The organism is Dyadobacter sp. HNCC25DJ185, from assembly GCF_056895195.1.
The window spans coordinates 1,029,535-1,055,556 of the sequence record NZ_JBXHAR010000001.1 but is presented as its reverse complement, the minus strand read 5'-3'; the positions used below and the strand labels follow the sequence as shown (position 1 = coordinate 1,055,556).

Below are 26,022 nucleotides of genomic sequence, written 5' to 3'. Positions count from 1 at the left end.
CAAGCAGGAGCTTTTTCGTTTTAATAAGTCTAAAGACTATGCTCCAACAGACTTACGGATAATGTTCAATGCAGAACCAGCCTTGAACCACTCGATCTGCTGACCGTTATAGGTATGATTTACGGGAAACGCTTCACTTGTTCCATCGCTGTGATGTAAAACAATGGTAAGAGGTTGTCCCTCAGCAAATGTTTCCAGACCAATAATATCAATGGTATCGTCTTCCTGAATTTTGTCATAATCGGCAGTGTTAGCGAAAGTTAACGCCAGCATACCTTGTTTTTTCAGGTTGGTTTCGTGGATACGGGCAAATGATTTAGTCAAAATCGCGCGTACGCCCAGAAAGCGCGGCTCCATGGCCGCATGCTCGCGGGAAGATCCTTCACCATAATTTTCGTCACCCACTACGATTGTGCCGATTCCATGTGCTTTGTAATCACGCTGAACCGCCGGTACTTCGCTGTATTGATTAGTTAGCTGATTTTTGACAGTATTCGTCTTCTCATTATAGAAGTTAACCGCGCCAATCAGCATGTTATTGGAGATATTGTCGAGGTGGCCACGGTACTTCAGCCATGGGCCAGCCATTGAAATATGGTCGGTCGTACACTTTCCTTTTGCTTTGATCAAAAGTTTCAAACCTTTCAGATCTGTTCCTTCCCATTCAGGAAACGGAGCAAGCAGTTGCAGACGATCGGAAGTTGGGCTCACCAAAACCTGAACCTGGCTAGGATCTTCTGCCGGCGCCTGGTAACCAGCATCTTCGACTGCAAATCCGCGTGTTGGTAATTCAAGGCCGCTTGGTTCGTCCAGCATCACTTCCTCGCCATCCACATTGATAAGCTTGTCTTTTCTTGGGTCAAAAGTAAGACGGCCCGCAATCGCCATAGCTGTCACGATTTCAGGGGAAGCTACGAATGAGTGGGTATTGGGGTTTCCGTCAGCACGTTTCGAAAAGTTACGGTTGAAAGAAGTGATAATTGAGTTTTTCTCACCCTTCTCCGCACCGTGGCGCGCCCATTGCCCGATACAGGGTCCACAAGCATTGGCCAGAACAACCCCGCCGATTTTTGCGAATATATCCAGGAAGCCGTCCCGATCCACCGTGTATCGAACCTGCTCAGAACCCGGAGTAATGGTATATTCGGAAGTGACCTGCAATTTTTTATCAACAGCTTGCTGTGCCAGAGAAGCCGCACGGCTCACATCCTCGTAGGACGAGTTGGTGCAGGAACCGATCAGACCAACCGAAAGCACTTCGGGCCATCCGTTTTCCTTGACCGCCGTAGCGAATTTAGAAAGTGGCCAGGCAAGATCCGGCGTAAATGGTCCATTGACATGCGGCTCCAGCGTCGTGAGATCAAGCTCAATAAGCTGGTCATAGTAAGACGCGGGGTCTGCATAAACTTCCTCGTCGGCACGAAGATACCCTTTGATGGCGTCTGCGGCATCGGCCACATCGGCACGATCTGTCGATCTCAGGTAAGCTGCGCTTTTCTCATCATAAGCGAAGATGGAGGTGGTCGCTCCGATCTCAGCGCCCATGTTACAGATTGTACCTTTGCCCGTTGCTGAAAGGCTTTCAGCACCTTCTCCAAAATACTCTACTACATATCCGGTACCGCCTTTTACTGTAAGCTGACCAGCAACCCAAAGAATTACGTCCTTAGCCGCTGTCCAGCCGCTCAGTTTACCAGTCAGTTTCACCCCGATCAGGCGGGGCATTTTAAGTTCCCAGGCCAACCCCGACATCACGTCGCTGGCATCAGCACCACCCACACCGATGGCGATCATACCCAAACCACCCGCGTTTGGCGTGTGTGAGTCGGTACCGATCATCATGCCGCCCGGAAATGCGTAGTTTTCAAGAACAACCTGGTGGATAATCCCCGCTCCGGCTCTCCAGAAACCCAACCCATATTTATTGGAAACTGAGGAAAGGAAATCGTATACCTCTTTATTCTTATCGACAGCCGTCTTCAAATCCTGCACGGCACCTACTTCTGCCTGGATCAGGTGGTCGCAATGTACTGTGGATGGCACCGCAACCTGAGGGCGGCCGGCCTGCATAAACTGAAGAAGGGCCATTTGAGCAGTTGCATCCTGCATCGCGACACGGTCGGGGGCGAAATCAACGTACGATTTACCACGTTCATAAACCTGTGAAGGGGTACCTTCCCATAAATGAGCGTACAGAATCTTTTCTGCCAAGGTTAATGGACGCCCCACTACTTTACGGGCAACTTCCACTCTTTCCTGCATGCGGGCATAAACGCCCTTAATCATATCTAAGTCAAACGCCATATTAATTAAATTAATGCTTATACATTCACACTCGTCAACAATTGTACCAGCAATGACTATCTACTTAACTGTTTCACGGGAGGTGCGAACTTGGTCAGGTCAATGCCTACCACCGCAGCTTTGTATTCGTTTATGTTAGGAATCCGCCCAAGGATTGCAGACAGAACAACTACTGGTGTGGACGCGAGCAGGGATTCTCCCTTTTTACGATCCGAATCTTCAACAACCCTTCCCTGGAAAAGACGGGTTGAGGTTGCCAAAACAGTATCTCCTTTGGCTGCTTTTTCCTGGTTACCCATGCAAAGGTTACATCCAGGACGCTCCAGATACATCATATTTTCGTATTCAGTGCGTGCAGCAACTTTCGGGGCATTGTCGTCGAACTCAAAGCCGGAATATTTCTGCAAAACGTCCCAGTCACCCTCATTTTTAAGCTCTTCTACAATATTATAAGTTGGTGCTGCCACCACGAGCGGTGCATGGAACTCAACCTTACCCTGCTGCTCTTCGAGGTTCTTCAACATTTGGGAAACAATTTTCAAGTCTCCCTTGTGGACCATGCAGGAGCCGACAAAGCCAAGATCTACCTTTTTATCGTCCCCATAGTAAGAGATCGGCCTAATCGTGTCGTGCGTGTAACGCTTCGAAACATCTTTATTGTTGACATCGGGATCTGCAATCATTGGCTCAACGATCACATCAAGGTCAATAACCACTTCTGCGTAATATTTTGCATTCACATCAGGCGTCAAAGCCGGTTTTTCGCCCGATTTGATCTCTGCAATCCTCTTATCTGCCTTATTGATCAATCCCTGAAGAACCTGTTTGTGATTTTCCATACCCTTATCGATCATGATCTGGATCCTGCCTTTCGCAATTTCCAGGGATTTGATCAGGGTGTCGTCCTCAGAAATACAGATGGAAGCTTTTGCCTTCATCTCCGCGGTCCAGTCTGTAAAAGTGAATGCCTGGTCGGCTGGAAGCGTTCCCAGATGAACTTCGATGATCCGCCCCTGGAATACATTCTCTCCGCCAAACTTCTGAAGCATCTGGGCTTGCGTGGCATGGACCACATCCCGGAAATCCATGTGATCCTTCATCTCTCCCTTGAAAGTCACCTTCACCGATTCAGGGATTGGCATGGACACTTCGCCGGTAGCCAATGCAATCGCAACTGTTCCCGAGTCAGCCCCGAAAGCAACCCCTTTGGACATCCTTGTATGGGAGTCGCCACCGATAATGATCGCCCACTCGTCAATTGTAATATCGTTAAGCACTTTGTGAATCACATCTGTCATGGCGTGGTATTCGCCTTTCGGGTCGCGGGCTGTGATCAAACCGAAGTCGTTCATGAACTTCATCAGTTTCGGAATGTTGGCCTGTGCCTTTTTGTCCCAAACCGAAGCAGTATGACAGCCCGACTGGTATGCGCCGTCGACGATTGGCGAAATAACCGTAGCAGCCATCGATTCCAATTCCTGGGCCGTCATCAAGCCCGTCGTATCCTGTGAACCGACGATATTAACCTCTACACGAACATCTGATCCGGCGTGCAACACTTTGCCAGGAGTAATACCAACAGCGTTTCTGTTGAATATTTTTTCCACCGCCGTAAGACCCTGGCCCTCATTAGATATCTCTTTGGATGGAGCAAATACAAGAGTAGGCTCGATACCTAAAATCTTCGCTGCCACCGTCTGGATCTTTTTACCAAATACAATCGCATATGATCCGCCTGCTCTGATAAATTCCTTTTTCTGCGGAGTGAGCGCCTTGGAAATGTCAATCAGTTCCCGGTCGCCATTATAAAGTTTCTTGGTTTTTGTATTAATCGTCAGGACAGTTCCCGTAGCAACCGAGTAGACTTCCTCAAGAACCGGGTCGCCACTTTCATTGCGGACAACATTACCATGTTCGTCTACCTTTTTCACCCAGTTTTTCAGATCAATACCAATACCGCCGGTAACGTCTACCGTGGTGAGGAAAATCGGAGAAATACCATTTGTTCCGCCAACAATCGGGGCAATGTTAACGTAAGGAATAAACGGACTGGCTTGCTTGCCGGTCCAAAGTGCCACGTTATTCACACCCGACATCCTGGATGAACCCACGCCCATTGTCCCTTTTTCTGCAATCAACATCACACTCTTGTCGGGATGTTGTTCCTGCAATGCCTTGATTTCCTGCTGCGCTTTTGGAGTGATCATACACTGACCGTGCAATTCACGGTCCGACCGGGAGTGTGCCTGGTTACCGGGGGAGAGTAAATCCGTCGAAATGTCGCCTTCACCAGCGATAAATGTGACGATCTTGATTTCCTCAGGTATGTCCGGCAGTTTCGTGAAGAATTCGCCCCTTGCATAACTTTCAAGTATTTCTCTGGCTATTTCATTACCGCCTTTGAATGCTTCTTTCAGGCGGTCAGTGTCGGCATCGTAAAGGAAAACCTGTGTTTTGAGAACCTCAGCAGCTTGTTTTGCAATAGCGGCATCGTCACCCAGGGCAAGGTCAAGTAGTACGCCAATGGACGGGCCGCCTTTCATGTGAGACAATAACTCAAAAGCAAAAGCAGGTGATATTTCTGCCAGTACGGACTCACCGAGAATGATTTCTTTTAGAAACCTGGCTTTTACGCCAGCAGCGCTCGTGGTCCCTGGTAAAGTATTGTAAATGAAAAAATGAAGAGAGTCTTCCCGATACTCATTTTCGGGGTCTTTAATTTGTGCGATGATTTCGCCAAGCAATTCCGCACCATCAATCGGCTTCGGGTGAAGCCCCTGGGTTTTTCTTTCTTCAATTTCTTTGATGTAATCCTTGTAAATATTCATAGTCGCAATCTTTTCAATAAACTCCCTTAATTATGTATAGATCAAAAGCCATAGTACACACTAATAATTGGATTATCTGTTGTCAATAAAACACGCGAAACTACGAATTTACCCAATATACGATGGGAATCCCATTGATTTTCACAACTATTTAGCATCATTATATATACTCGTCTGTTTAGATAACCCGACCCCATTTTTTTTTGTTCTGTCAGCCGGGCTATTTCAGGTATTATTTAAAAAATGCCCGGCTGAAAATGGGTAAGACCCTGACAACAGGCCCGCCCTTTTTTGCCGTGCTTTGATTTTTTGTTCGATTGTACCCTATATTTGGACATTCATAATGCTACCAGATCCCTTAAATTTAAAGTTATGTCAAAAAATCTGGTGATCGTAGAGTCACCGGCGAAGGCCAAAACCATTGAAAGTTATCTAGGCCAGGATTTCACGGTAAAGTCAAGTTTTGGCCACGTCCGCGACCTGCCTGAGCATGATATGGGTGTTGATGTTGAACATGGTTTTCAGCCGTCTTACGAGATTTCCTCCGATAAAGTCAAAGTCATTTCGGAACTGAAAAAGCTGGCCAAAGATGCAGAAGTATGGCTGGCGACGGATGATGACCGGGAAGGGGAAGCTATCTCATGGCATTTGAAGGAGGCCCTCGGCCTGCCCGACAATACCAAAAGAATTGTGTTTCGTGAGATCACCAAAACGGCTTTGCAGAACGCGATTGCCAAGCCACGGATTATCGACGTCGATCTGGTAGATGCCCAGCAAGCAAGGAGAATCCTGGACAGACTGGTAGGCTATGAACTTTCGCCTGTACTTTGGAAGAAGATCAGGATCGGCAAATCCAATCTTTCCGCAGGCCGTGTGCAATCGGTAGCTGTGCGGATTGTGGTGGAGAGAGAAAGAGAAATAGACGCTTTCAAAAGTAAAAGTAGCTTTAAGGTAACCGCCCATTTTGATTTGGGCAACGGGAAAGTACTGAATGCCGAGCTTGCCAAGAATTTTGCCAACGAAGGCGATGCGCTGCGATTTCTCGAAAAATGCGTTGGGGCCGAGTTCTCCATCAGAAATCTTGAAGTAAAACCTGCTAAGAAAACACCTGCACCCCCATTCACAACTTCTACTTTACAACAGGAAGCTTCCAGAAAATTAAGTTTTTCGGTGGCCCAGACCATGACCGTCGCCCAGCGCTTGTACGAAGCTGGGAAAATATCATATATGCGTACCGACTCCACCAATCTTTCGGAAGAAGCATTGGAGAAAGCACGGCAGCAAATCACCAGCGAATACGGCAAGGACTACTATAATAAGAGAGTTTTCAAGACCAAATCCGAATCCGCGCAGGAAGCTCACGAAGCGATCCGTCCAACGGACTTCTCAACCCTCTCTGCCAGCAGCGACCGCAATGAACAGCGCCTGTATGAGCTGATATGGAAGCGCGCAATCGCGTCACAAATGTCTGATGCCCAGCTGGAACGCACCACCGCAACCATCGGTATTTCCACCACCTCCGAAGAACTTGTGGCGCAGGGCGAGGTGATCAAATTTGAAGGATTTTTGAAGGTGTACCTCGAATCCAGCGACGACGAAGGCGATGAAGAGCAAAAAGGAATGCTTCCGCCATTGAACATCGGGCAGATACTGAACCTTTCGGATATGAAGGCAACGGAGCGATTTACCCGCAACCCGCCGCGTTATACGGAAGCGAGTTTGGTTAAAAAGCTGGAAGAAATGGGCATTGGACGGCCTTCTACCTATGCACCAACGATTTCTACAATCCTGAAACGCGAGTACATCATCAAGGAGGACCGCCAGGGATTTGAGCGGGATTTCAAAGAATTTACGCTGGCGAACGACCAGATCAAAAGTCAGATCAACAAGGAGATTTACGGATCGGAGAAAGCCAAGCTGTTCCCTACCAGTACCGGAATGGTGGTAAATGATTTCCTGGTCAGTCATTTTAACGATATCATCGACTACTCCTTCACGGCAAGTGTGGAAAAAGATTTTGATCATATCGCCGAAGGCCAATTGGCCTGGCGGCAAATGATCAAAAATTTCTACACGCCATTTCAGAAAAAAGTAGCCGAGGCGAAAGAAGAAGCCATCGACCGCAGCCTTACTTCCCGCGACTTGGGTGAAGATCCGGCAACGGGTAAAAAGGTGTCTGTGAGGATCGGCAAATATGGGCCTTATGTTCAGATTGGCGACGCGGAAGACGAGGACAAACCTAAGTTTGCCAGCTTGCAAAAAGGGCAGCTGATGGAAACCATCACACTGGATGAAGCATTTGAACTTTTCAAATTGCCGCGGGAAGTAGGCATGTATGAAGGTAAAGAACTGGTTGTTAACATCGGGAAATTCGGACCTTATGTGAAACATGACGGGAAATATTATTCATTGCTCAAAACCGACGATCCAATGGCGGTTACAGAGGAACGCCTGATCGAGATCATCGTTCAGAAGCGTATGCAGGACAGCAGCCGCACAATCAAAGAATTCGATCAGGACCCGGATGCCAAGGTTTTGAACGGTAAATACGGCCCTTACATCGCGTTTGGGAAAAAGAATGTGAAAATCCCGAAAGGTACCGATCCGGCGGCATTAACTTATGAGGAAATTGTAAAACTGGCTGCGGAAACGCCTGACAAGCCGGCTGGCAGAGGAGGATTTAAGAAGGCAGCGCCCAAAGCAGCGGCGGCAGAGAAAAAACCAACGGCGAAAGCAGCGGCAGCGAAGAAGCCCGCAGCAAAAAAGGTTGCGAAGAAAGAATAATTTCAAGCCACGGATACGCCGCAGCGGAGGCCTAGAAAACAGAAAAGCCCAAAACACAGGTCAACATGAAAAAACTAGTAGTACTCTCTGGAGCGGGGATCAGCGCAGAAAGCGGCATTAGTACCTTTCGCGACAATGGTGGTTTATGGGACAATTACCGCATCGAGGACGTGGCGACACCCGAGGCATGGGTCAGGAACCAGGAATTGGTGCTGGATTTCTATAATCAGCGCAGAAAACAGGCGGAAACCGTCAGGCCAAACGCCGCGCACTACGCACTTGTCGAACTTGAAAAGGCTTTCGATGTTACCATTATAACCCAAAACGTCGACAATCTGCATGAAGTAGCCGGATCCTCGAAAGTGATCCATCTGCACGGTGAGCTGTTCAAATCCAGGAGTACGAAAAACCCGGACCTTGTCTATGAAATGACATCCTGGGAATTAAAAAAAGGCGATTTGTGTGAATTGGGGAGCCAGCTTCGTCCTCATATCGTTTGGTTTGGAGAAGAAGTGCCCATGATGGAAGTTGCGGCCGGTGTTGCCGAAGAAGCGGATATTTTTCTTGTCATCGGAACTTCGCTGGCCGTTTATCCGGCAGCAGGGTTGGTACACTACGTAAGCTCTTCCAAACCTATATTTATTGTAGACCCCGCCAAACCGGAAATCAACCTGAAGAAAAATATGACCTTTATCCAGGAAAAAGCGACTACCGGAATGGAAACATTAATCAAAAAGTACTTATTACCAGATAACTGATGCAATTACTCGACGGGAAGGCGATCTCATCCCAAATCAAAGCCGAAATCAAAGAAGAAGTGGAATTATGGGTTTCCAGTGGAGGTAAAAAGCCTCATCTGGCCGCCATCCTTGTGGGACAGGACGGAGCGAGCGAAACCTATGTTGCATCCAAAATCCGTAGCTGCGAGGAAATCGGCTTCACTTCCACCCTGCTCCGTTTTGATTCCGACATCAGTGAAGAAACTTTGCTGAAAGCAGTTGAATCGCTGAACAATGATCCGGATGTCGATGGGTTTATCGTTCAACTCCCTCTTCCCAAGCATATTTCAGAAAACACGGTGATGGAAGCTGTAAACCCTGCCAAAGACGTGGACGGTTTTCATCCGGTGAACGTGGGTAAGATGTGCAAGGGGCTTCCGGCTTATATTTCGGCCACTCCATTTGGGATCCTCGAAATGCTGATCCGCGCGAAAATTGAAACAGCCGGAAAGCATTGTGTGGTGATCGGCCGCAGCCAGATCGTTGGTTTGCCGATGAGCATCCTGATGCAGCGAAATGATTACCCAGGCAATTGCACCGTCACGATTACCCACAGCAAAACACAGAATTTAAAGGAGATCTGCCAGACAGCCGACATCCTGATCGTTGCCCTTGGTCGTCCCGACTTTGTTACGGCCGACTACGTCAAGGAGGGTGCAGTTGTGATTGATGTGGGGATATCCAGGGTAGTGGATGAAACCAAAAAAAGCGGCTTCTCGATCAAAGGAGACGTTAACTTCAATGATGTAGCCCCAAAAGCCAGTTACATTACACCAGTGCCCGGTGGCGTTGGTTTAATGACAATCTGCGGGTTGCTGACCAATACATTCAAAGCCGCCAAGAAGGAGATTTACAAGTAAGTTTTCCAAGCTTCCGGTAAGATTCGCTGGCTCTACGCTTTTACTAAAAGATTTACCAATTAGTAAGTACTTTTGTGAAAAGGCTGTACTATGAGCATTGTAAGCAATAATATCAAGTATCTGCGGAGACTGAACGGTCTTACCCAGGAGCAATTTGCCCGAAAAATAGCGATCAAGCGTTCTTTGCTGGGTGCTTATGAGGAAGCCCGTGCTAATCCGAACCTTACTAATCTTAAAAACATGGCGGCCGCATTTGGCATCACGGTCGACAATTTGCTAAAAAATGATCTCAGGAAACTGAGGGAAACGCCGGATATGTCATTGCCTTTATCTGCACCAAGGCCCATGACAGTATCCCATTCCGGAAATGTACCGCCCCCCGCTCCTGCCAGGACACCGACATTTGCAGAACCCCAGCCTTTATCCACCATCATGGAAAAATACCAGCAGCCGGAGCAGCCCATCCGGATGGTTTCCAGGCAAGTGAATTTCAAGCCAGTTAATGGGGATTTACCGGCTTCACAAGCTTCTGCTCAACCGCGGCCAAGCATGTCATCGCCTGCTGCCGTGCAACCGGTACCATCTTCCGTACAGGAGATACCTGTATTCAATAATCAGTATCAACCCGCCCAATTCAATGCCCAGGTCGAGGAGAAAGTTAATTACCCGACCATTCAGTGGGTATCCAACAGCAAGCGGCAAGAATACCTTACCCATTTTCAAAATCCTTCCTATCTGACCAATCTGCCGTCTTTTCAGCTGCCTAATCTGCCATCCGGCTATTACAGGGCGTTTGAAAGTGGCGAAGATTTTACCTATCCCGGCGCTTTGCTGGTAGGAACGTTTGTAAGGAATTGGTACGACATTCACGATGGAATGCAATATGTTTTTGTATTGCGGGGAGAGGGTTTTGTTTGCCGTAATGCCTACAACCAAGTAAAAACATCAGGTTTACTGCTGCTCACTTCCGACAACCCCGCCGTTCCGGACTTGGAAGTCCCGCTGCAGGAAGTCCTGGAAGTTTGGGAAGTAAAGGCATTTATCAGCCTGCAGATGCCTGCGCCGCAACCTTCGCTGGAACGTGTCAGCGAACTCATTGATGAATTGCAGATGGAACTTAACCGATACAGGCAGCAATAACAACCTAATCAATTTTATTTCCAAGCGTCTCGAACAGCGCCTCTATCTTCGGAAGGTCTTTGCTCTTTGAGGTTGTTTCAAGAATTGCCACGCCGAACTGGTACCAAAGTCCGTCCCCGGCAGTAATGTATTTCCCTTTTCTGGATGGCTTTGCTTCGAATGCATTATCAGCGACAAATTCTGCCTTGTACACGGTATCCATAATCTTTTGCAACTGGACCCAATCCAGTTTTCTGGCTGTCCCTTTATTTTTGCTGATCGTGAATAATTTATTGGCAAAAGATGCTTTCAGATCGAGGATAGTCTTTTTATCCTGGTCAATTTCAATAAATGTCAGTTCAAAAGGCTTCTCCCTTCCGCTGGTTTCAAAAATCGCCTGCATCATTTCCTGCAGAAAATAGGACCAACGCTCTTTGTCAACGGGATAAATGTTTACTCTTTGCCCATTTTCATCCAGCTCCATTTCGATAAAATCTTCGAACTCACTTTCGTCCCTTTTACGGATTGTTTTGGAAGATCTCAGGATTTGTTCAAACTGGTCAATCCATATAGCAGGAACCGGTCCCGCCCATTTGTAATCATCATCTGGAGAAAAACCTTCTTCAAATAAGTCTTCCTCAGAAATGTCTTCCCTGTCCAGATAAGTAATTGCGAAATCGACATGCATTTCCTGCTTCGAGACAATGTCCATTTTTAGCGTATAAAAATGAGCGTACGGCGCTGGCACAACAGGAGCGGTCTGAAACAGAATGGTATACTGACCTGGTATCTGAATATTTTTGTCCATTTATGATTGGAAAAGTTGCTGGGCAATCCCGCGTTTATCGACTTTGCCAGTCGGCGTCTTCGAAAATTGCTCCACAAAGTAAATATGTTTCGGGGTTTCATAGGACGAAACCCGCTTTCTTATTTCTTCCAGCAGATTTTTTTCTGAAACTGAGGTGCTGGCCTCGACAATCAATACAAGTTTCTGTCCCAACTGATCGTCATTCTGATACCAGCTGAAGAATGGATTGGATATCCCTAAATCACTGAACAGCGTCGCAACGGAAACATCGACCTGATCCAGCACGATTTTCACCCCCCCGGAATTAATAATATGGTCAGCCCTCCCAATCCATTTGAATGTATTGCCGGAAATCTCTACCAGATCATTGGTCTGAACAATTTCGTGGTTGGTGACCTTGCCCGAAACAAACAGGCATCCCCGATCGTCCGTACCAAACCGGATACCGGGCAAAAAGGCATAACTATCCCCGCCGGACACGCCATTCAGCTTTTTGAGAGCTACGTGCGAAACGGTTTCGGTCATGCCGTAACTCTGATACACTGGCACATTCAGTTGCGCAATTCGTTGCTGCAAGGCCATGCCGACCGGGGCGCCGCCCAGCAGTATTTTCCCTAAATCGTCAACCTTATTCTTGGTATCCGCATTGTCGAGGATTGCGGCCATTTGCAGCGGGACCATTGCTACAAAATCAAACTTGCCGCTACTTTCCAACTGAAGCAGTGGATTGGAAGACGGTTCAACGATGGTCAGCTCCCATTCCAGCTCCATACCTCTGACCAACATCATCAGCCCGGCAATATACCCTATATTAAGACAGACCAGCGCCCTCGTATCTTTACCCAAACCGAAGGCTTTTCCGGTCATTCCTGCACTTGCAACCAATTGTGACCGATGTATCGTAATGGGCTTAGGTGTTCCCGTCGAGCCGGAAGTGCGCAGGATAAATTCTTCCCTTCCCTCACGCCAGCTTTTCATAAAATCGTAAGCCTGAGAAAAATAAGGATGTTCAGGCCTCAATTGCTGGTCGATATCTCTTGCACTGGTATTCCAATTCATATTCAGTTGGTCTTGGCCAAGGATCATTTGCTATTGTTGCGCTGCCCTTTGACGGACGGAAAGTTATTCATTTGTTTTTGAAGGAAACCCAAACAATCAGTAATTTCGCGGATTCAAGCATTTGAACTTTACATTTTTACTTTGATTTATGTCCAGTCCAATTCAATGGGAAACCATTAAAGAATACGAGGAAATCCTCTTTACACTGCACGAAGGAATTGCCAAAATAAGCATAAATCGTCCACACAAGCACAACGCATTTACCCCGCTGACCGTCACGGAAATGATTGACGCGATGCACATCTGCCGCGAAGATCCCAGGATAGACGTCATTATTTTAACCGGGGAAGGCGGGAAAGCATTCTGTTCGGGAGGTGACCAATCCGTACGCGGGCATGGTGGATACATTGGCGACGATCACGTACCACGTTTGAACGTACTTGATCTTCAGAGAATGATCAGATCCATCCCAAAAGCCGTGATCGCGATGGTAGCCGGCTGGGCAATCGGGGGCGGACACGTATTGCATGTGATCTGCGACCTTTCCATTGCTGCTGAAAACGCGCGATTTGGTCAGACGGGCCCTAAGGTCGGAAGTTTCGATGGTGGTTTCGGGGCATCCTACCTGGCGAGAGTAGTCGGTCAGAAAAAAGCGCGGGAAATATGGTTCCTTTGCGACCAGTACGATGCGAAAGAAGCATTGGATATGGGTTTGGTGAACAAGGTTGTTCCTTTGGAAGAGCTGGAAGCCACTACCGTTGCATGGTGTAAGAAAATCCAGGAGAAAAGTCCTCTTTCCATCCGTATGCTGAAAAGTTCTTTCAACGCCGAGCTGGATGGTCAGGCGGGAATCCAGGAATTGGCCGGAAACGCCACTTTGCTATATTATTTGAGTGAGGAAGCTAAGGAAGGACAAAATTCTTTTCTTGAAAAAAGAAAACCGGATTTTAGTAAATTCCCTAAATTTCCCTGATCTCCATCACACCAGCTCTCAAAAACCGGAATTTAACCACATTAATAAAATGAATCATTGGCTTGTCAAATCCGAACCCAGCGCCTATTCGTGGGACAAACTGGTAGAAGAAAAAGAAGGTATGTGGGACGGTGTCCGTAATTATGCAGCCCGAAACAATCTAATGGCCATGAAAGTGGGTGATCCCGTCCTTTTTTACCATAGCAACGAAGGAAAAGAGGTGGTCGGGCTCGCTAAAGTCTCGAAGGAACACTATCCCGACCCTACCGCTACCGAAGGCAATTGGGTAGTAGTGAACGTCGTTCCTGTTGAGCTGTTTCCAAAAACGGTGACACTTGCTCAAATCAAGGCTGAACCCAGGTTAAAGGAGATGGCCCTTATCAAATTATCCAGATTGTCAGTGGTCCCGGTAAGGCCGGACGAGTTTGACGTTATCATTGCATTGGCACATGATTCCGAATAGACATCAAGGTTTGAAGGCGACGCTTTTGCTGTTTTCGCTGATGCTGTTGACCTTGCAGGTGGCGGCGCAAGTCGTGAAGCGCATCGAGCTTCCATTGCCGGGGAACACCGCTTACCAGACGGTCCCACTTGGGGAACAAGGCGTGCTGCTCATTTCCAAGCCGGATAAGGGGACTTTCAATGTGCAAAAGTTCGATACCAATCTGGATCGCGTGTGGGCAATCGACGGCCCTATCGAATCTAACCTTGATTATATCGCATCGTCCTATGACGGACAAGCCGTATTTCTTCTTTTCAGTAAATACCGGAGCTCCCTTTACCAGATTGTCAAGGTTAACGTGGGGCCAGGGTTTGTAGAAACTTTCACGATCAATACCATCGATCGTTTTGAGATCACTGATTTTAAGACCTTGGGCTATTCCGTCTTTATGGCTGGAATGGTCCGTAATGAACCCCTGCTGATCTATACCCAGCTAACCACTTCTCAAACGCGGATCCTGCCATCGGCAATCAAAGGTTCCAATGCGATTCAGACTGTTGAAGTAGATACCGCGCACCATTTGGTCAATGTTTGCTTTGCTGTAAAAAAGGGAAGACAAACCAAAATCGTAGCAAGGTCATACGAGGAGACCGGCGAATTATATACCCAAGTTTCCGTGGACCCAGAGGACGACTATTCGCTTTTAAGCGGAAGGCTGCAGGTTTTGAATGACTCCGTGCGCATCATCATCGGTACCTATGGTTACCGCAATATGCAAAGCAGCAGTAATGCAGCCTCACAAGGGCTTTACATCAGCAAAATTGTGGGAAATGAACCTGTTTTTACGCGTTACCACAGCTTTACGGATTTTAAAAATTTCTTTAATTTCATGAATGAGCGCCAGCAGGAAAAGATGGAAAGGCGCATTCGCAAAAAGAAAGAAAGCGGTGATGACCTGAAACTCAACTATCGTCTTCTCGTCCATGACATCGTTCCTAAAAACAACAATTTCCTGCTGGTGGCCGAAGTATTTTATCCTGAATACAGGTACCAAAACCAGAACATCATGGGCGGGCTGGGCTATGGAAGCATGATTGGTTATCCTTTTGGAATGGGACTTTATAATCCATACCTCTGGAACCCGATGTATGGTGGCAGAGGGGGCTATAACCAACAAATCTTCGATGGGTTTACGTACACCCACGCCATCGTCGCAGATGTAGATGAAAATGGAAAACTGCTTTGGGACAACAGCCTCAGTTTCGATCACGTCAAGAGCATGGACCTGCGTGAAAAGATCAAGGTACAAACCTTTTCCAATGGAAACACTCGGCTTGTTTATAGCCACAATGGGGCGATCAGAAGCAAAAACATCAAAGGAGATCAGGTGATTGACAGTGACCGTGTGATACCCAACGAAACTAACGTGGAAGGTGACAAGGTGCGAAAAACCAGCACGGACGACATCGACTACTGGTACGGAAGCTTCTACCTGGCCTGGGGGGAGCAGCGTATTGTCAATGCGGCTGGAGATCCCCAAACAAGAGGTCGAAGAAATGTTTTTTATCTGAATAAGATCGCATACTGACAAGCCATTGGCTTTTTTCGTATTGATACCAAAAACACAATATTACACCTGGCGCAAACCATGCGCCTTCGCCATCAAAAAGCTAAACGCTAAAAGCTCATCGCTTAACGCTCACCCATGATTCTTCTCTCGCCCGAAAACCATACTGATTACCAACTCATTGATACCGGAGGCTTCGAGAAGCTGGAAAGATTCGGGCCGTATACCCTTTCCAGGCCTGAGCCACAGGCTATTTGGGACAAATCTTTGGCCGAGGAAAGTTGGGAACAGCAGGCACACGCTGTTTTTAAGAGGGATAAAAATTCCCAGGAAAAAGGTCTGTGGATTTCAAAACCGGGCATGCCGGATAAATGGGTTTTTCAATACCGCAATAAGGAGCTGCACCTGCGCGCGAAACTTGCACTTTCGTCATTCAAACATGTCGGTGTTTTCCCCGAGCAGGCTACCAATTGGGACTATATATCCAAAACCTTAAAGCAAATTCCAGAATCCAAGCCAAATGTGCTGAACCTTTTCGCATATACTGGCATCGCGTCGCTAGCAGCCAAAGCTGCGGGCGCCGACGTAACCCACGTAGATTCAGTAAAGCAAGTGATTAGCTGGTCAAGGGAAAATATGCAGCTGAGCGGCCTGGACAACATCCGCTGGGTTGTGGAAGATGCTTTGAAATTTGTGCAGCGCGAAGTTCGCAGGGGTAATAAATACAATGGTATCATCCTGGACCCACCGGCTTACGGGCGCGGCCCAGACGGTGAAAAATGGCTTTTGGAAGAAAGCCTCAATGAAATTCTCCGCCTTTGTGCACAGCTCTTGAAAGACGAAAACTTCTTTTTCATCATCAATCTGTATTCGTTAGGATTCTCCGCTTTGATTGTCGAGAACCTGATTAAGGCGCATTTCGGAACAGAAATACGTCACGAATTTGGCGAATTGTACATTGCCGATTCTTTTGGTAAAAAGCTCCCTCTGGGCGTATTTTCCCGATTTTCGGACCAGGACGGTTAATACATTCAGGACGCCCGATTCTGTCATTGAATGTTCTGGGCACTTTTTGCAGCATTAACTCATTAAGTCTTCATGCAGTCAAATTCCTTTCCATATCTGATACTCTTTTTGCTGACAGTACTTGGCGGGATCAACCAGTCCTGCCAGAGCGATGCCAGGAACTCAACACGTATTCCTCCCGTCATCAAAAAGTCGAGGGCTCAATGGGAAAATGATGCATTGTTGTATTTAACAGACTTGATCAATCGTGGAATAGATTCCGACCTGAACTACTTCAAAAGGGCACGCATCCATTTCGACCGGGAGCAATATTCAGAGGCACTGGACGACATCAATGAGTCTATTTACGAACAGGATAATGTGAGTGAATACTTTTTACTGAGGGGCAAGATTAATCGGGAACTTGGCAAAATCGACCCGGCACTGGAAGACGCGCAGCGCGCGGAGGCATTACAACAAAGCAGCCCCGAGCTATATGTGCTGATGGCTGACATTCTGCAGGCGAAGGGCCATTTTACGGAAGCCGCCGGATATTTGAACCAGGCCTTAAAAATGGCTCCGTATGACGGCTCCGCATATTATGTGAAAGGAATGCTTCAGGCGCGGCAAGGCGATTCACTGGCCAGCCTGTCCAGCTTCAATTATGCGATGAATGTGAACCCAAAGCTTTTAAGGGCATACGAACAAAGCATCATTATTTTAAGAAAACTGCAAAATACAGATCAGGCACTGGTTGTCAACGAAAAGGCTATTAATCGATTTCCAAATGAAGCGAGCCTGTATTTCGAAAGAGGCGAGATTTTTGACCAGTTAGGTAAACCGGATACCGCCCTGATCAATTATGAAAAGGCGGTTGCGATCAATCCGGACTACGAGGAGGCCTTATTGCAGGTAGCGGTCGTTGCGATTCATTTACAAGACTTTTACAGATCCTTACCCGCATTGGAAAAGCTTTTCAAAAAGAAACCCAGGTCCAAAGAAATCAATAATATGCTCGGCTTTTGTTATGAAAAAACCGGCGATTTTGAAAAAGCAAAAAATTACTATTATACCGCACTTGCACTTAGCCCGGGTGACCAGGATGCCAGATATGGCCTGTTCAGGATACGGAAACGCGAAAACGAAGGTTTGAACCAGGCATATTATCCGGAAGAAAACATTGGGCCCAGTTACAAGCTGCTTGATACCGCCCGCATCAAAATCAATATCATCAAGCCACGTGGTACCACAAATATCGGCGTTGACTCAACACGAAAAGCTAAAATTGAATAGATTTGCACTTTAGAGAATAATAGTCATAGAATTAAATTTTTGAATGAAAGACGAGTCTCAAGTAAAAATTACCCTGCCAGATGGTAGTGAACGGTATTATCCAAAAGGAGTAACTGCTCTCGACATCGCACTCAGTATCAGTGAAGGGCTTGCGCGGAATGTCATTGCAGCAAAAGTCAATAACGAAATTTGGGACCCGACGCGTCAGATCACGCAGGACTCCCTGCTCAAACTGCTCACCTGGAATGACGAAGACGGTAAGTCTACATTCTGGCATTCATCTGCCCACTTACTTGCTGAAGCTTTGGAAGCACTGTATCCCGGCGTAAAGTTCGGGACAGGTCCTTCCATTGAAAAAGGGTTTTACTATGATGTAGACTTGGGTGATAAGCATTTATCTCAGGAAGATTTTCCAAAGATCGAGGCAAAAATGCTTGAGTTGGCACGTCAGAAAAATGAATATATCCGCAAGCCGATCAGCAAGGCCGACGCAATTGAATTTTTTACAAAAAAGGGCGACGAATACAAGCTGGAACTGATCGACGGATTGGAAGATGGCTCCATTACCTTGTACGAGCAAGGTGGCTTTACCGACCTGTGCCGTGGCCCCCATATCCCCAACACAGGCTTTATCAAGGCAGTTAAGCTCACCAATATTGGCGGCGCTTACTGGCGCAACAAGCAGGAAAACAAAATGCTTACCCGCATTTACGGGGTTACTTTTCCAAAACAAAAAGAATTGGAGGAGTATGTTACGCTGATGGAAGAAGCCAAAAAACGTGACCACCGCAAGTTGGGAAAAGAGCTTGAGCTATTTGCTTTTTCCGAAAAAGTCGGCCAGGGGCTGCCGTTATGGCTACCAAAAGGTGCGATGCTCCGGGAGAGGCTCCAGGCTTTTTTAAGCAAAGCGCAGGCAAGGGCTGGCTACACGCCAGTAGTTACACCGCATATTGGAAGCAAAGAATTGTATGTGACGTCTGGTCACTGGGATAAATATGGGAAAGATTCGTTTCAGCCTATCAAAACACCAAATCCAGGTGAGGAGTACATGCTGAAACCGATGAATTGCCCGCATCACTGCGAGATTTACAAAACATCTCCACGCTCCTACAAGGATCTGCCATTGCGTTTCTCGGAGTTTGGGACCGTGTATCGCTATGAGCAAAGTGGTGAGTTGCATGGACTTACTCGCGTCCGCGGTTTTACACAGGATGATGCACACATTTTTTGCAGGCCCGATCAGGTGAAGGAAGAATTTATTCGGGTGATCGATCTGGTCCTGTATGTTTTCAAATCACTCGGGTTTGATGATTACAGCGCGCAGATTTCACTCCGTGACCCTGGTAACAAGCAGAAATATATTGGAAAGGATGAAGATTGGGAAAAAGCAGAAAGCGCGATCATCGAAGCCTCAGCAGAACGTGGTTTGAGCACTGTAACCGAGTTAGGTGAAGCAGCATTCTACGGCCCTAAGCTCGATTTTATGGTACGCGATGCATTGGGACGCAAGTGGCAGTTGGGTACCATTCAGGTGGATTATCAGCTTCCGCAACGTTTCAGCCTCGAGTACACCGGGTCGGATAACCAAAAACACCGTCCTGTGATGATCCACCGTGCCCCGTTTGGCTCAATGGAGAGATTTATCGCAATCCTGATCGAGAATAGCGCAGGTCAATTCCCACTGTGGCTTTCTCCAGACCAGATTGCGATACTGCCCATTTCCGAGAAATTCGCGGATTATGCGGAAGATGTATTTTTCAGATTGCAGGACGACGACATTCGCGGGTTTGTGGATCACCGGGACGAAAAAATCGGACGAAAAATACGTGACGCGGAGGTTACCAAAGTTCCTTTTATGCTGATTGTAGGAGAAAAAGAACAGGCTGAAGGGAAATTATCGGTTCGCCGGAAAGGTGAGGGCGATCTAGGAAGTATGACTGTCGAAGAATTCGCCGCCTTTTTCAAAAAAGAAGCCAGCATCATTTGATGTTTTTGTAATTTTTTATTACAAATCAATCAACAAGGCACTATTTTTGTGGCCGCAGTGTTAGCTTTTTCGATTTTCACCAAAAAACAAAAAAAACACCAATCCAAATTATATGGCATTAAGACCCCCTAGTGGACGGTTAAGAGTTCCCGAAGAACCTTATAAAATTAACGAACGAATTACAGCAAAAGAAGTACGCCTGGTTGGAGAAAATATCGAACCGGGAATAGTTGATATCAATACAGCCAAAGCAATCGCGAAGGCACAAAGCCTTGATCTTGTTGAAATTGCGCCAACAGCAGTTCCTCCGGTATGTAAGGTGGTTGATTATTCCAAGTTCAAGTACGAGCAAAAGAAGAAGCAAAAAGAAATAAAAGCGAAAGCTCAGAAAGTGGTCATTAAGGAAATCAGGTTCGGCCCTAATACCGATGATCACGATTTTGACTTTAAATTGAAACACGCACAAAACTTCCTGAAAGAGGGTTCGAAAGTGAAAGCCTACGTACACTTTGTTGGACGTACCATCGTGTTTAAGGAAAGGGGCGTCAATCTTTTGAATAAATTTTCCGAAGCACTTACCGATTATGGTAAATTGGAAATGGAGCCTAAGCTGGAAGGAAAAAGAATGACGATTATCCTCGCTCCTGCGCCTTCAAAAAAATAATTAACAGGCAAACAGAGCCTCAGCAACATATAGGTCGTGTTTTTGACGTCATGTCAGGAGCACGATTTTCATTTTGTAAACATTTTGGCTAATTTTGCGCGCTGTTTTATATTTTATCAACTATTATTTTTTGAATCATGCCTAAAATGAAAAGTATTTCAGGAGCCAAAAAGCGTTTCTCGCTGACGGGCACCGGAAAAATTAAGCGCAAACACGCTTTCCACAGCCACATTCTGACTAAAAAGTCAAACAAACGCAAGCGTGGTTTGGTTAAAACTGGTCTCATCGATGAGTCTAACCACAAGCAGGTAATGGCAATGCTTGGAAAATAATCCAGAGCCATTAAAAAATTAAAACCCATTCTGGTTTTTTGTTCAACCCGATAAAAGGCTTTTAAGACTCAACAGAGCGCCGATTGTCAAAAACAGTTAAATTATGCCACGTTCAGTAAATCACGTCGCGTCACGTGCAAGACGTAAAAAAGTAATGAAGCTTGCGAAAGGCTATTTCGGCCGTCGCAAAAATGTGTGGACAGTTGCTAAAAACGCGGTAGAACGCGGTTTGGCTTACGCATACAAAGGCCGTAAACAGAAGAAGCGTAATTTTCGCGCCCTTTGGATTCAAAGGATCAATGCCGGAGCACGTATTCACGGATTATCTTACTCCGCTTTTATCGGCAAACTCAGTGCAAAAGGCATAGAGCTTAACAGAAAAGTCCTCGCCGACTTGGCGATGAACCATCCGGAAGCTTTCAAAGCTATCGTTGATCAGGTAAAATAAAACAGCATCCCGCCTCTCCGGCGGGATTTTTTTTGCCCTTCTGTTTGCCTCTTTACAATTTATTAATTCCCGAAATGCCGTAGGATTGGTACTTTAGTATCGTCATCAGGTACTACAGACGAAAATTAAAACCTACTACCCTATTCTATGGAATCCAGAAGGGAATTTATAAAGAAGGCAGGCATGCTTACGGGAGCAGCCGGACTGTTCAGCACCCTGCCCGCCTCTATTCAAAAAGCATTTGCAATCGATCCAAAAAAAGGCAGCACCTATCTAGATGCCGAACACGTGGTGATACTGATGCAGGAAAACCGCTCATTCGACCATTCATTCGGTTCGCTCCGAGGAGTGAGAGGTTTCAATGACCCGAGGACCATTGCCCAGCCAAATAAAAATCTGGCATGGCTGCAAACCAATGCTTCGGGAGAAACCTATGTTCCCTTCCGGCTCAATATGCGGGAATCGAACGCAACGTGGATGGGTTCCTTACCCCATTCATGGCCAAATCAGGTGGACGCGCGGAATGAAGGAAAATATGATAAGTGGCTGATCGCCAAACAGGCCGGCCATAAAGACTATGCGAAAATGCCGCTGACATTGGGTTACTACAACCGAGAAGATATCCCCTTCTACTATGCGCTGGCGGATGCATTTACAGTATGCGATCAGAATTTCTGCTCTTCATTGACCGGTACAACTCCTAACCGGCTATACTTATGGACAGGCACAATAAGGGAAAATCCGGATCCAAAGCATTATGCCAATGTAAGGAACGAAAATGTGACTGACACAGCCGAAGCTTCCTGGACAACTTTCCCGGAAAGATTAGAGGATAACGGCGTTTCATGGAAGATATACCAGAACGAACTCAGTATTTCAACAGGCTTTACCGACGATGAAGATGCCTGGCTGGCTAACTTCACGGATAATCCCATCGAATGGTTTAGCCAATATCAAATCCGTTTTCACACCGGCTATCAAACCTATCTGAAAGCCAGACTTAAAGAACTGCCAGGCGAAATCGAAGCTACCAAATCAAAGCTTGCAGCACTTTCATCCGGCAAAGAAAAGGACTTGCTTCTGAGGTCACTCTCCGACAAAGAGGCTCTGCTCAAAACGGCAGCAGACGAAATCGTAAGATGGAGTCCCGAAAATTTTGAAAAGCTTTCTCAGAGAAGTAAAAATCTCCACCAGAAAGCATTTACAACCAATACAAAGGATCCCGACTATCGGAAAATAACAACCGTCAAATACATGGATGGCGACATAGAACATGAAGCAAAAGCACCCATGGGCGACGTCTTTCACCAATTCAGATCGGATGTTAAGTCCGGGGAGCTGCCGACTGTTTCCTGGCTGGTGGCGCCGTCCAATTTTTCGGATCATCCGGGTTCCCCCTGGTATGGTGCCTGGTACGTCTCCGAAGCGCTGGATATCCTCACTTCCGATCCCGAGGTCTGGAAAAAAACGATCTTTATTTTGTGCTATGACGAAAACGACGGCTATTTCGATCATGTACCTCCATTTTCAGTGCCTAATCCATATAAAGAAGATACCGGTTCGGTTTCCGCTGGCATCGACTGCAAAACAGAATGGGTGACGCTGGAACAGGATATGACCAAAAAATCCAGGAAAGAGTCTCGTGAAAGTGCAATCGGGCTTGGATACCGTGTGCCGCTGGTGATCGCTTCTCCCTGGAACCGTGGCGGGAACGTTTGCTCTGAGGTATTCGATCATACCTCAATCTTACAGTTTCTTGAGAAATTTGTGAGCCACAAGTCTGGGAAAGATATTAAAGAAACGAATATCAGTGCGTGGAGAAGAACCATTTGCGGCGACCTGACTTCAACATTCAAACCTTATCAGGGAGAGAAAATTCCATTGCCGACGTTCCTGGAAAGGGACGAATTCATGGAGGGAATTTATAACGCCAAGTTCAAGAAACTACCAAATGCGTATAAAGCATTGACAGAAGCTGAAATCCAGCAGGTGAATAAGAATCCGATGCTCTCCCCCGTTATGCCAAAACAGGAAAAGGGCACCCGGCCGGCTTGCGCTATCCCTTACGAACTATATGCAGATGGTGCACTTAACTCTGACAAAACTGCATTTCAAATTAAGCTGGAAGCCAGAAATGGCATGTTTAAGGACAAAGCTGCCGGTTCACCATACATGATTTATGCTCCGGGTAAATATAAAAACGAAGTTTCGAAGGTATGGAATTACGCGGTTAAAGCCGGAGACTCCCTACCTGCAACGTGGAAACTAACAGATTTTGACGACCAGAAATATCATTTGATCGTTTACGGTCCAAACGGATTTATGCGGGAATATAAAGGTTCCAGGAGCGCTCCCGGAGTTAAGGTCGGGAGTAAATATTCCACCGATAAAAATAACGGAGCAAATGGAATTTTGATATTTGAACTTACTCAGGAATACGCAAATAAAGAAAATACCATTATCATCAGAGACAACACATATGGTGCTGCTGATCAAGTTGTTAAGTTAGACCATACAAATGCTGGCACAGCCTATATCCCGTTACAACTTGAGAGAAATTCCAACTGGTACGATTTCTCCGTTCTTATTGAAGGCGAACCCGACTTTCTGAGCCGATATGCAGGTCATGTTGAAACCGGTCATCCAAGCGAGAGCGACCCTTATATGGGTATAATGATCAGCTGATTTTTTCACTTGGTCAGGCCGGAGTTTTGGCCTGACACTTTGTCACTCCCATTTTCCATCAGGTATTCTGGTACGGGGTTTTTAATAAAACTCAGAGCGGTTGAAATTTCGGAACATCTGCTTAATAGTAACAGAATCAAATTATACTAAACTTTAATATAGAACAATGGGAAAAATTATTGGCATAGACTTAGGAACAACGAACTCCTGCGTGGCTGTCATGGAGGGTAACGAGCCGGTTGTAATCGCAAACAGCGAGGGTGCCCGCACTACGCCTTCCGTGGTTGCATTCATGGACAATGGTGAACGCAAAATCGGAGCACCGGCCAAACGTCAGGCGATCACCAATCCCAAGCATACTATCAGCTCCATAAAAAGATTTATGGGTAAAAAATACGATGACACGACAAGCGAAATTAAGACGGTTGCGTACAGCGTAGAAAAAGGCCCCAACAATACGCCACGTATCCCAATCGGGGACAGGCTATATACACCACAGGAAGTTTCTGCTTTCATTTTGCAAAAAATGAGGCAAACGGCAGAAGATTATCTGGGCCAGGAAGTAACTGAGGCGGTCATCACCGTTCCCGCTTATTTTAATGATGCAGAACGTCAGGCTACTAAAGAGGCTGGTCAGATCGCAGGTCTCGATGTGAAACGTATCATCAATGAACCTACTGCTGCGGCACTTGCATACGGTCTGGATAAGCAGCATATGGATATGAAGATTGCTGTGTTCGACTTAGGTGGTGGTACTTTCGACGTTTCAATTCTTGAGTTAGGCGACGGCGTTTTTGAGGTAAAATCCACTGACGGTGATACACACCTTGGGGGTGACGACTTTGACCAGGTCATTATCAACTGGCTGGCCGACGAATTCCAGAAAGATGAAGGCGTTGATCTTAAAAAAGATCCTATGGCCCTTCAACGTTTGAAAGAAGCTGCTGAAAAAGCAAAAGTGGAATTATCCAGCTCTACTCAGACTGAAATCAACTTACCATATATATTCCCAGTAGACGGAATTCCAAAACACCTTGTTCGCACTTTGACCCGTGCAAAATTCGAGCAATTGGCTGATTCCCTGTTCCAAAGAATGATGGAACCTTGCAAAAGAGCTATGAAAAATGCAGGGTACACCAATAGCGACATCAATGAAGTGATTCTTGTTGGTGGTTCGACCCGTATTCCAAGGGTACAGGAAGAAGTTGAAAAATTCTTTGGGAGAAAACCTTCCAAAAATGTGAACCCCGATGAAGCAGTTGCAGTGGGTGCCGCTATTCAAGGAGGGGTTTTGACAGGTGAAGTAAAAGATGTACTTCTTTTGGATGTTATCCCATTGTCATTGGGTATCGAGACATTGGGCGGTGTGTTTACCAAATTGATTGACGCGAACACTACAATTCCTTCCAAAAAAACAGAAGTATTCTCAACAGCTGCTGATAACCAGCCTTCAGTTGAAATTCACGTTTTACAGGGAGAACGTCCGATGGCGAATCAAAACCGGACACTTGGCCGGTTCCATTTGTCCGATATTCCACCTGCACAGCGCGGAACGCCTCAAATTGAAGTAACATTTGACGTAGATGCAAACGGTATCCTGCATGTGTCGGCAAAAGATAAAGGAACCAATAAAGAGCAGAAAATCCGTATCGAAGCTTCAAGCGGTTTGACTGATGCCGAGATCACCAGAATGCGTGAAGAGGCGAAGGCAAACGAAGCTGCTGACAAGGCGGAACGTGAAAAAATAGAAAAAATAAACGGTGCTGACAGCCTGATTTTCTCAACCGAAAAACAATTGAAAGAATTTGGCGACAAACTTTCAGCGGGCAATAAAGCAGCAATCGAAAGTGCCTTAACTGAGCTTAAAACGGCACATCAGAGCCAGAATCTGTCAGGAATCGACTCTGCGATGGAAAAACTGAACGGTGCATGGCAGGCTGCTTCCCAAGAGATGTACGCTCAGGGAGGGGACAGCCAACCAGGAGGCCCTGCCGGAAATTCTGATCATTCCGGAGCGGGATCGGCCAGCAATGGCAGTGCTACCGATGATGTGACAGATGTAAATTTTGAAGAAGTTAAATAAGG

19 protein-coding genes are annotated in these 26,022 nt (G+C 46.5%); 15 read left to right on the top strand and 4 right to left on the bottom strand.

What is annotated here, in order from left to right:
• Positions 1–36 precede the first annotated feature (36 nt).
• Together AC1XUF_RS04345 and AC1XUF_RS04340 are read right to left on the bottom strand one after the other, a co-directional pair.
• Positions 37–2,304 (bottom strand): aconitate hydratase, encoded by a 2,268-nt coding sequence (locus AC1XUF_RS04345; RefSeq protein ID WP_483340435.1) that lies wholly within the window; start codon positions 2,302–2,304, stop codon positions 37–39.
• A 56-nt stretch (positions 2,305–2,360) separates the two neighbouring features.
• Positions 2,361–5,132: a bifunctional aconitate hydratase 2/2-methylisocitrate dehydratase gene (locus AC1XUF_RS04340; protein ID WP_483340434.1), complete on the bottom strand. Its 2,772-nt coding sequence runs from the start codon at positions 5,130–5,132 to the stop codon at positions 2,361–2,363.
• A 372-nt stretch (positions 5,133–5,504) separates the two neighbouring features.
• Between AC1XUF_RS04340 and topA the strand changes: the two genes are divergently transcribed.
• The 4 genes from topA (at position 5,505) to AC1XUF_RS04320 (ending at position 10,695) form a co-directional block, all read left to right on the top strand.
• Positions 5,505–7,916 carry a type I DNA topoisomerase gene (topA, locus tag AC1XUF_RS04335; RefSeq protein WP_483340433.1) on the top strand — a complete coding sequence of 804 codons (2,412 nt, stop codon included), beginning with the start codon at positions 5,505–5,507 and terminating at the stop codon, positions 7,914–7,916.
• A gap of 65 nt (positions 7,917–7,981) precedes the next feature.
• Positions 7,982–8,674 carry an SIR2 family NAD-dependent protein deacylase gene (locus AC1XUF_RS04330; protein ID WP_483340432.1) on the top strand — a complete coding sequence of 231 codons (693 nt, stop codon included), beginning with the start codon at positions 7,982–7,984 and terminating at the stop codon, positions 8,672–8,674.
• Positions 8,674–9,555 carry a bifunctional 5,10-methylenetetrahydrofolate dehydrogenase/5,10-methenyltetrahydrofolate cyclohydrolase gene (locus AC1XUF_RS04325; protein ID WP_483340431.1) on the top strand — a complete coding sequence of 294 codons (882 nt, stop codon included), beginning with the start codon at positions 8,674–8,676 and terminating at the stop codon, positions 9,553–9,555. The genes AC1XUF_RS04330 and AC1XUF_RS04325 overlap by 1 nt, the downstream gene beginning before the upstream one ends.
• Before the next feature lie 90 nt (positions 9,556–9,645).
• The gene (locus AC1XUF_RS04320; RefSeq protein WP_483340430.1) at positions 9,646–10,695 is read left to right on the top strand and encodes a helix-turn-helix domain-containing protein; all 1,050 of its coding nucleotides are present in this window, start codon (positions 9,646–9,648) and stop codon (positions 10,693–10,695) included.
• Between the two features lie 4 nt (positions 10,696–10,699).
• Here AC1XUF_RS04320 and AC1XUF_RS04315 read toward each other — a convergent pair whose 3' ends face one another.
• Positions 10,700–11,482, bottom strand: coding sequence for a hypothetical protein (locus AC1XUF_RS04315; protein WP_483340429.1), 783 nt, complete (start codon positions 11,480–11,482; stop codon positions 10,700–10,702).
• Entirely contained in the window at positions 11,483–12,541 is a 1,059-nt protein-coding gene (locus AC1XUF_RS04310; RefSeq protein ID WP_483340428.1) for an AMP-binding protein, read from the bottom strand.
• Between the two features lie 148 nt (positions 12,542–12,689).
• Here AC1XUF_RS04310 and menB point away from each other — a divergent pair, with 148 nt between their 5' ends.
• The 11 genes from menB to dnaK all read left to right on the top strand — a co-directional run bounded on the left by menB (position 12,690) and on the right by dnaK (position 26,020).
• Positions 12,690–13,514 (top strand): 1,4-dihydroxy-2-naphthoyl-CoA synthase, encoded by an 825-nt coding sequence (gene menB, locus AC1XUF_RS04305; RefSeq protein ID WP_483340427.1) that lies wholly within the window; start codon positions 12,690–12,692, stop codon positions 13,512–13,514.
• A 49-nt stretch (positions 13,515–13,563) separates the two neighbouring features.
• Positions 13,564–13,977, top strand: coding sequence for an EVE domain-containing protein (locus AC1XUF_RS04300; RefSeq protein WP_483340426.1), 414 nt, complete (start codon positions 13,564–13,566; stop codon positions 13,975–13,977).
• A complete protein-coding gene (locus tag AC1XUF_RS04295; RefSeq protein WP_483340425.1) occupies positions 13,964–15,544 on the top strand; it encodes a hypothetical protein in 1,581 nt (526 codons plus the stop codon). The genes AC1XUF_RS04300 and AC1XUF_RS04295 overlap by 14 nt, the downstream gene beginning before the upstream one ends.
• Positions 15,545–15,661: 117 nt before the next feature.
• The gene (locus AC1XUF_RS04290) at positions 15,662–16,549 is read left to right on the top strand and encodes a class I SAM-dependent methyltransferase (protein WP_483340424.1); all 888 of its coding nucleotides are present in this window, start codon (positions 15,662–15,664) and stop codon (positions 16,547–16,549) included.
• A 72-nt stretch (positions 16,550–16,621) separates the two neighbouring features.
• Positions 16,622–17,821 (top strand): tetratricopeptide repeat protein, encoded by a 1,200-nt coding sequence (locus tag AC1XUF_RS04285; protein ID WP_483340423.1) that lies wholly within the window; start codon positions 16,622–16,624, stop codon positions 17,819–17,821.
• 43 nt (positions 17,822–17,864) lie between these two features.
• Entirely contained in the window at positions 17,865–19,808 is a 1,944-nt protein-coding gene (gene thrS, locus AC1XUF_RS04280; RefSeq protein ID WP_483340422.1) for a threonine--tRNA ligase, read from the top strand.
• Positions 19,809–19,920: 112 nt separating this feature from the next.
• Entirely contained in the window at positions 19,921–20,472 is a 552-nt protein-coding gene (infC, locus tag AC1XUF_RS04275) for a translation initiation factor IF-3 (RefSeq protein WP_483340421.1), read from the top strand.
• Between the two features lie 137 nt (positions 20,473–20,609).
• Entirely contained in the window at positions 20,610–20,804 is a 195-nt protein-coding gene (rpmI, locus tag AC1XUF_RS04270) for a 50S ribosomal protein L35 (RefSeq protein WP_483340420.1), read from the top strand.
• 103 nt (positions 20,805–20,907) lie between these two features.
• Positions 20,908–21,252 (top strand): 50S ribosomal protein L20, encoded by a 345-nt coding sequence (rplT, locus tag AC1XUF_RS04265; protein ID WP_483340419.1) that lies wholly within the window; start codon positions 20,908–20,910, stop codon positions 21,250–21,252.
• A gap of 147 nt (positions 21,253–21,399) precedes the next feature.
• A complete protein-coding gene (locus AC1XUF_RS04260; protein ID WP_483340418.1) occupies positions 21,400–23,937 on the top strand; it encodes a phosphocholine-specific phospholipase C in 2,538 nt (845 codons plus the stop codon).
• A gap of 166 nt (positions 23,938–24,103) precedes the next feature.
• Positions 24,104–26,020 carry a molecular chaperone DnaK gene (dnaK, locus tag AC1XUF_RS04255; RefSeq protein ID WP_483340417.1) on the top strand — a complete coding sequence of 639 codons (1,917 nt, stop codon included), beginning with the start codon at positions 24,104–24,106 and terminating at the stop codon, positions 26,018–26,020.
• Positions 26,021–26,022: the final 2 nt, after the last annotated feature.

Coding starts and splice junctions, on each gene's coding strand:
- rpmI (WP_483340420.1), top strand. CDS start 20,610: ATGCCTAAAATGAAAAGTATTTCAGGAGCCAAAAAGCGTTTCTCGCTG.
- AC1XUF_RS04325 (WP_483340431.1), top strand. CDS start 8,674: ATGCAATTACTCGACGGGAAGGCGATCTCATCCCAAATCAAAGCCGAA.
- AC1XUF_RS04310 (WP_483340428.1), bottom strand. CDS start 12,541: ATGAATTGGAATACCAGTGCAAGAGATATCGACCAGCAATTGAGGCCT.
- AC1XUF_RS04295 (WP_483340425.1), top strand. CDS start 13,964: ATGATTCCGAATAGACATCAAGGTTTGAAGGCGACGCTTTTGCTGTTT.
- AC1XUF_RS04330 (WP_483340432.1), top strand. CDS start 7,982: ATGAAAAAACTAGTAGTACTCTCTGGAGCGGGGATCAGCGCAGAAAGC.
- thrS (WP_483340422.1), top strand. CDS start 17,865: ATGAAAGACGAGTCTCAAGTAAAAATTACCCTGCCAGATGGTAGTGAA.
- AC1XUF_RS04285 (WP_483340423.1), top strand. CDS start 16,622: ATGCAGTCAAATTCCTTTCCATATCTGATACTCTTTTTGCTGACAGTA.
- AC1XUF_RS04340 (WP_483340434.1), bottom strand. CDS start 5,132: ATGAATATTTACAAGGATTACATCAAAGAAATTGAAGAAAGAAAAACC.
- menB (WP_483340427.1), top strand. CDS start 12,690: ATGTCCAGTCCAATTCAATGGGAAACCATTAAAGAATACGAGGAAATC.
- dnaK (WP_483340417.1), top strand. CDS start 24,104: ATGGGAAAAATTATTGGCATAGACTTAGGAACAACGAACTCCTGCGTG.
- infC (WP_483340421.1), top strand. CDS start 19,921: ATGGCATTAAGACCCCCTAGTGGACGGTTAAGAGTTCCCGAAGAACCT.
- rplT (WP_483340419.1), top strand. CDS start 20,908: ATGCCACGTTCAGTAAATCACGTCGCGTCACGTGCAAGACGTAAAAAA.
- AC1XUF_RS04320 (WP_483340430.1), top strand. CDS start 9,646: ATGAGCATTGTAAGCAATAATATCAAGTATCTGCGGAGACTGAACGGT.
- AC1XUF_RS04260 (WP_483340418.1), top strand. CDS start 21,400: ATGGAATCCAGAAGGGAATTTATAAAGAAGGCAGGCATGCTTACGGGA.
- AC1XUF_RS04345 (WP_483340435.1), bottom strand. CDS start 2,304: ATGGCGTTTGACTTAGATATGATTAAGGGCGTTTATGCCCGCATGCAG.
- AC1XUF_RS04290 (WP_483340424.1), top strand. CDS start 15,662: ATGATTCTTCTCTCGCCCGAAAACCATACTGATTACCAACTCATTGAT.
- AC1XUF_RS04300 (WP_483340426.1), top strand. CDS start 13,564: ATGAATCATTGGCTTGTCAAATCCGAACCCAGCGCCTATTCGTGGGAC.
- AC1XUF_RS04315 (WP_483340429.1), bottom strand. CDS start 11,482: ATGGACAAAAATATTCAGATACCAGGTCAGTATACCATTCTGTTTCAG.
- topA (WP_483340433.1), top strand. CDS start 5,505: ATGTCAAAAAATCTGGTGATCGTAGAGTCACCGGCGAAGGCCAAAACC.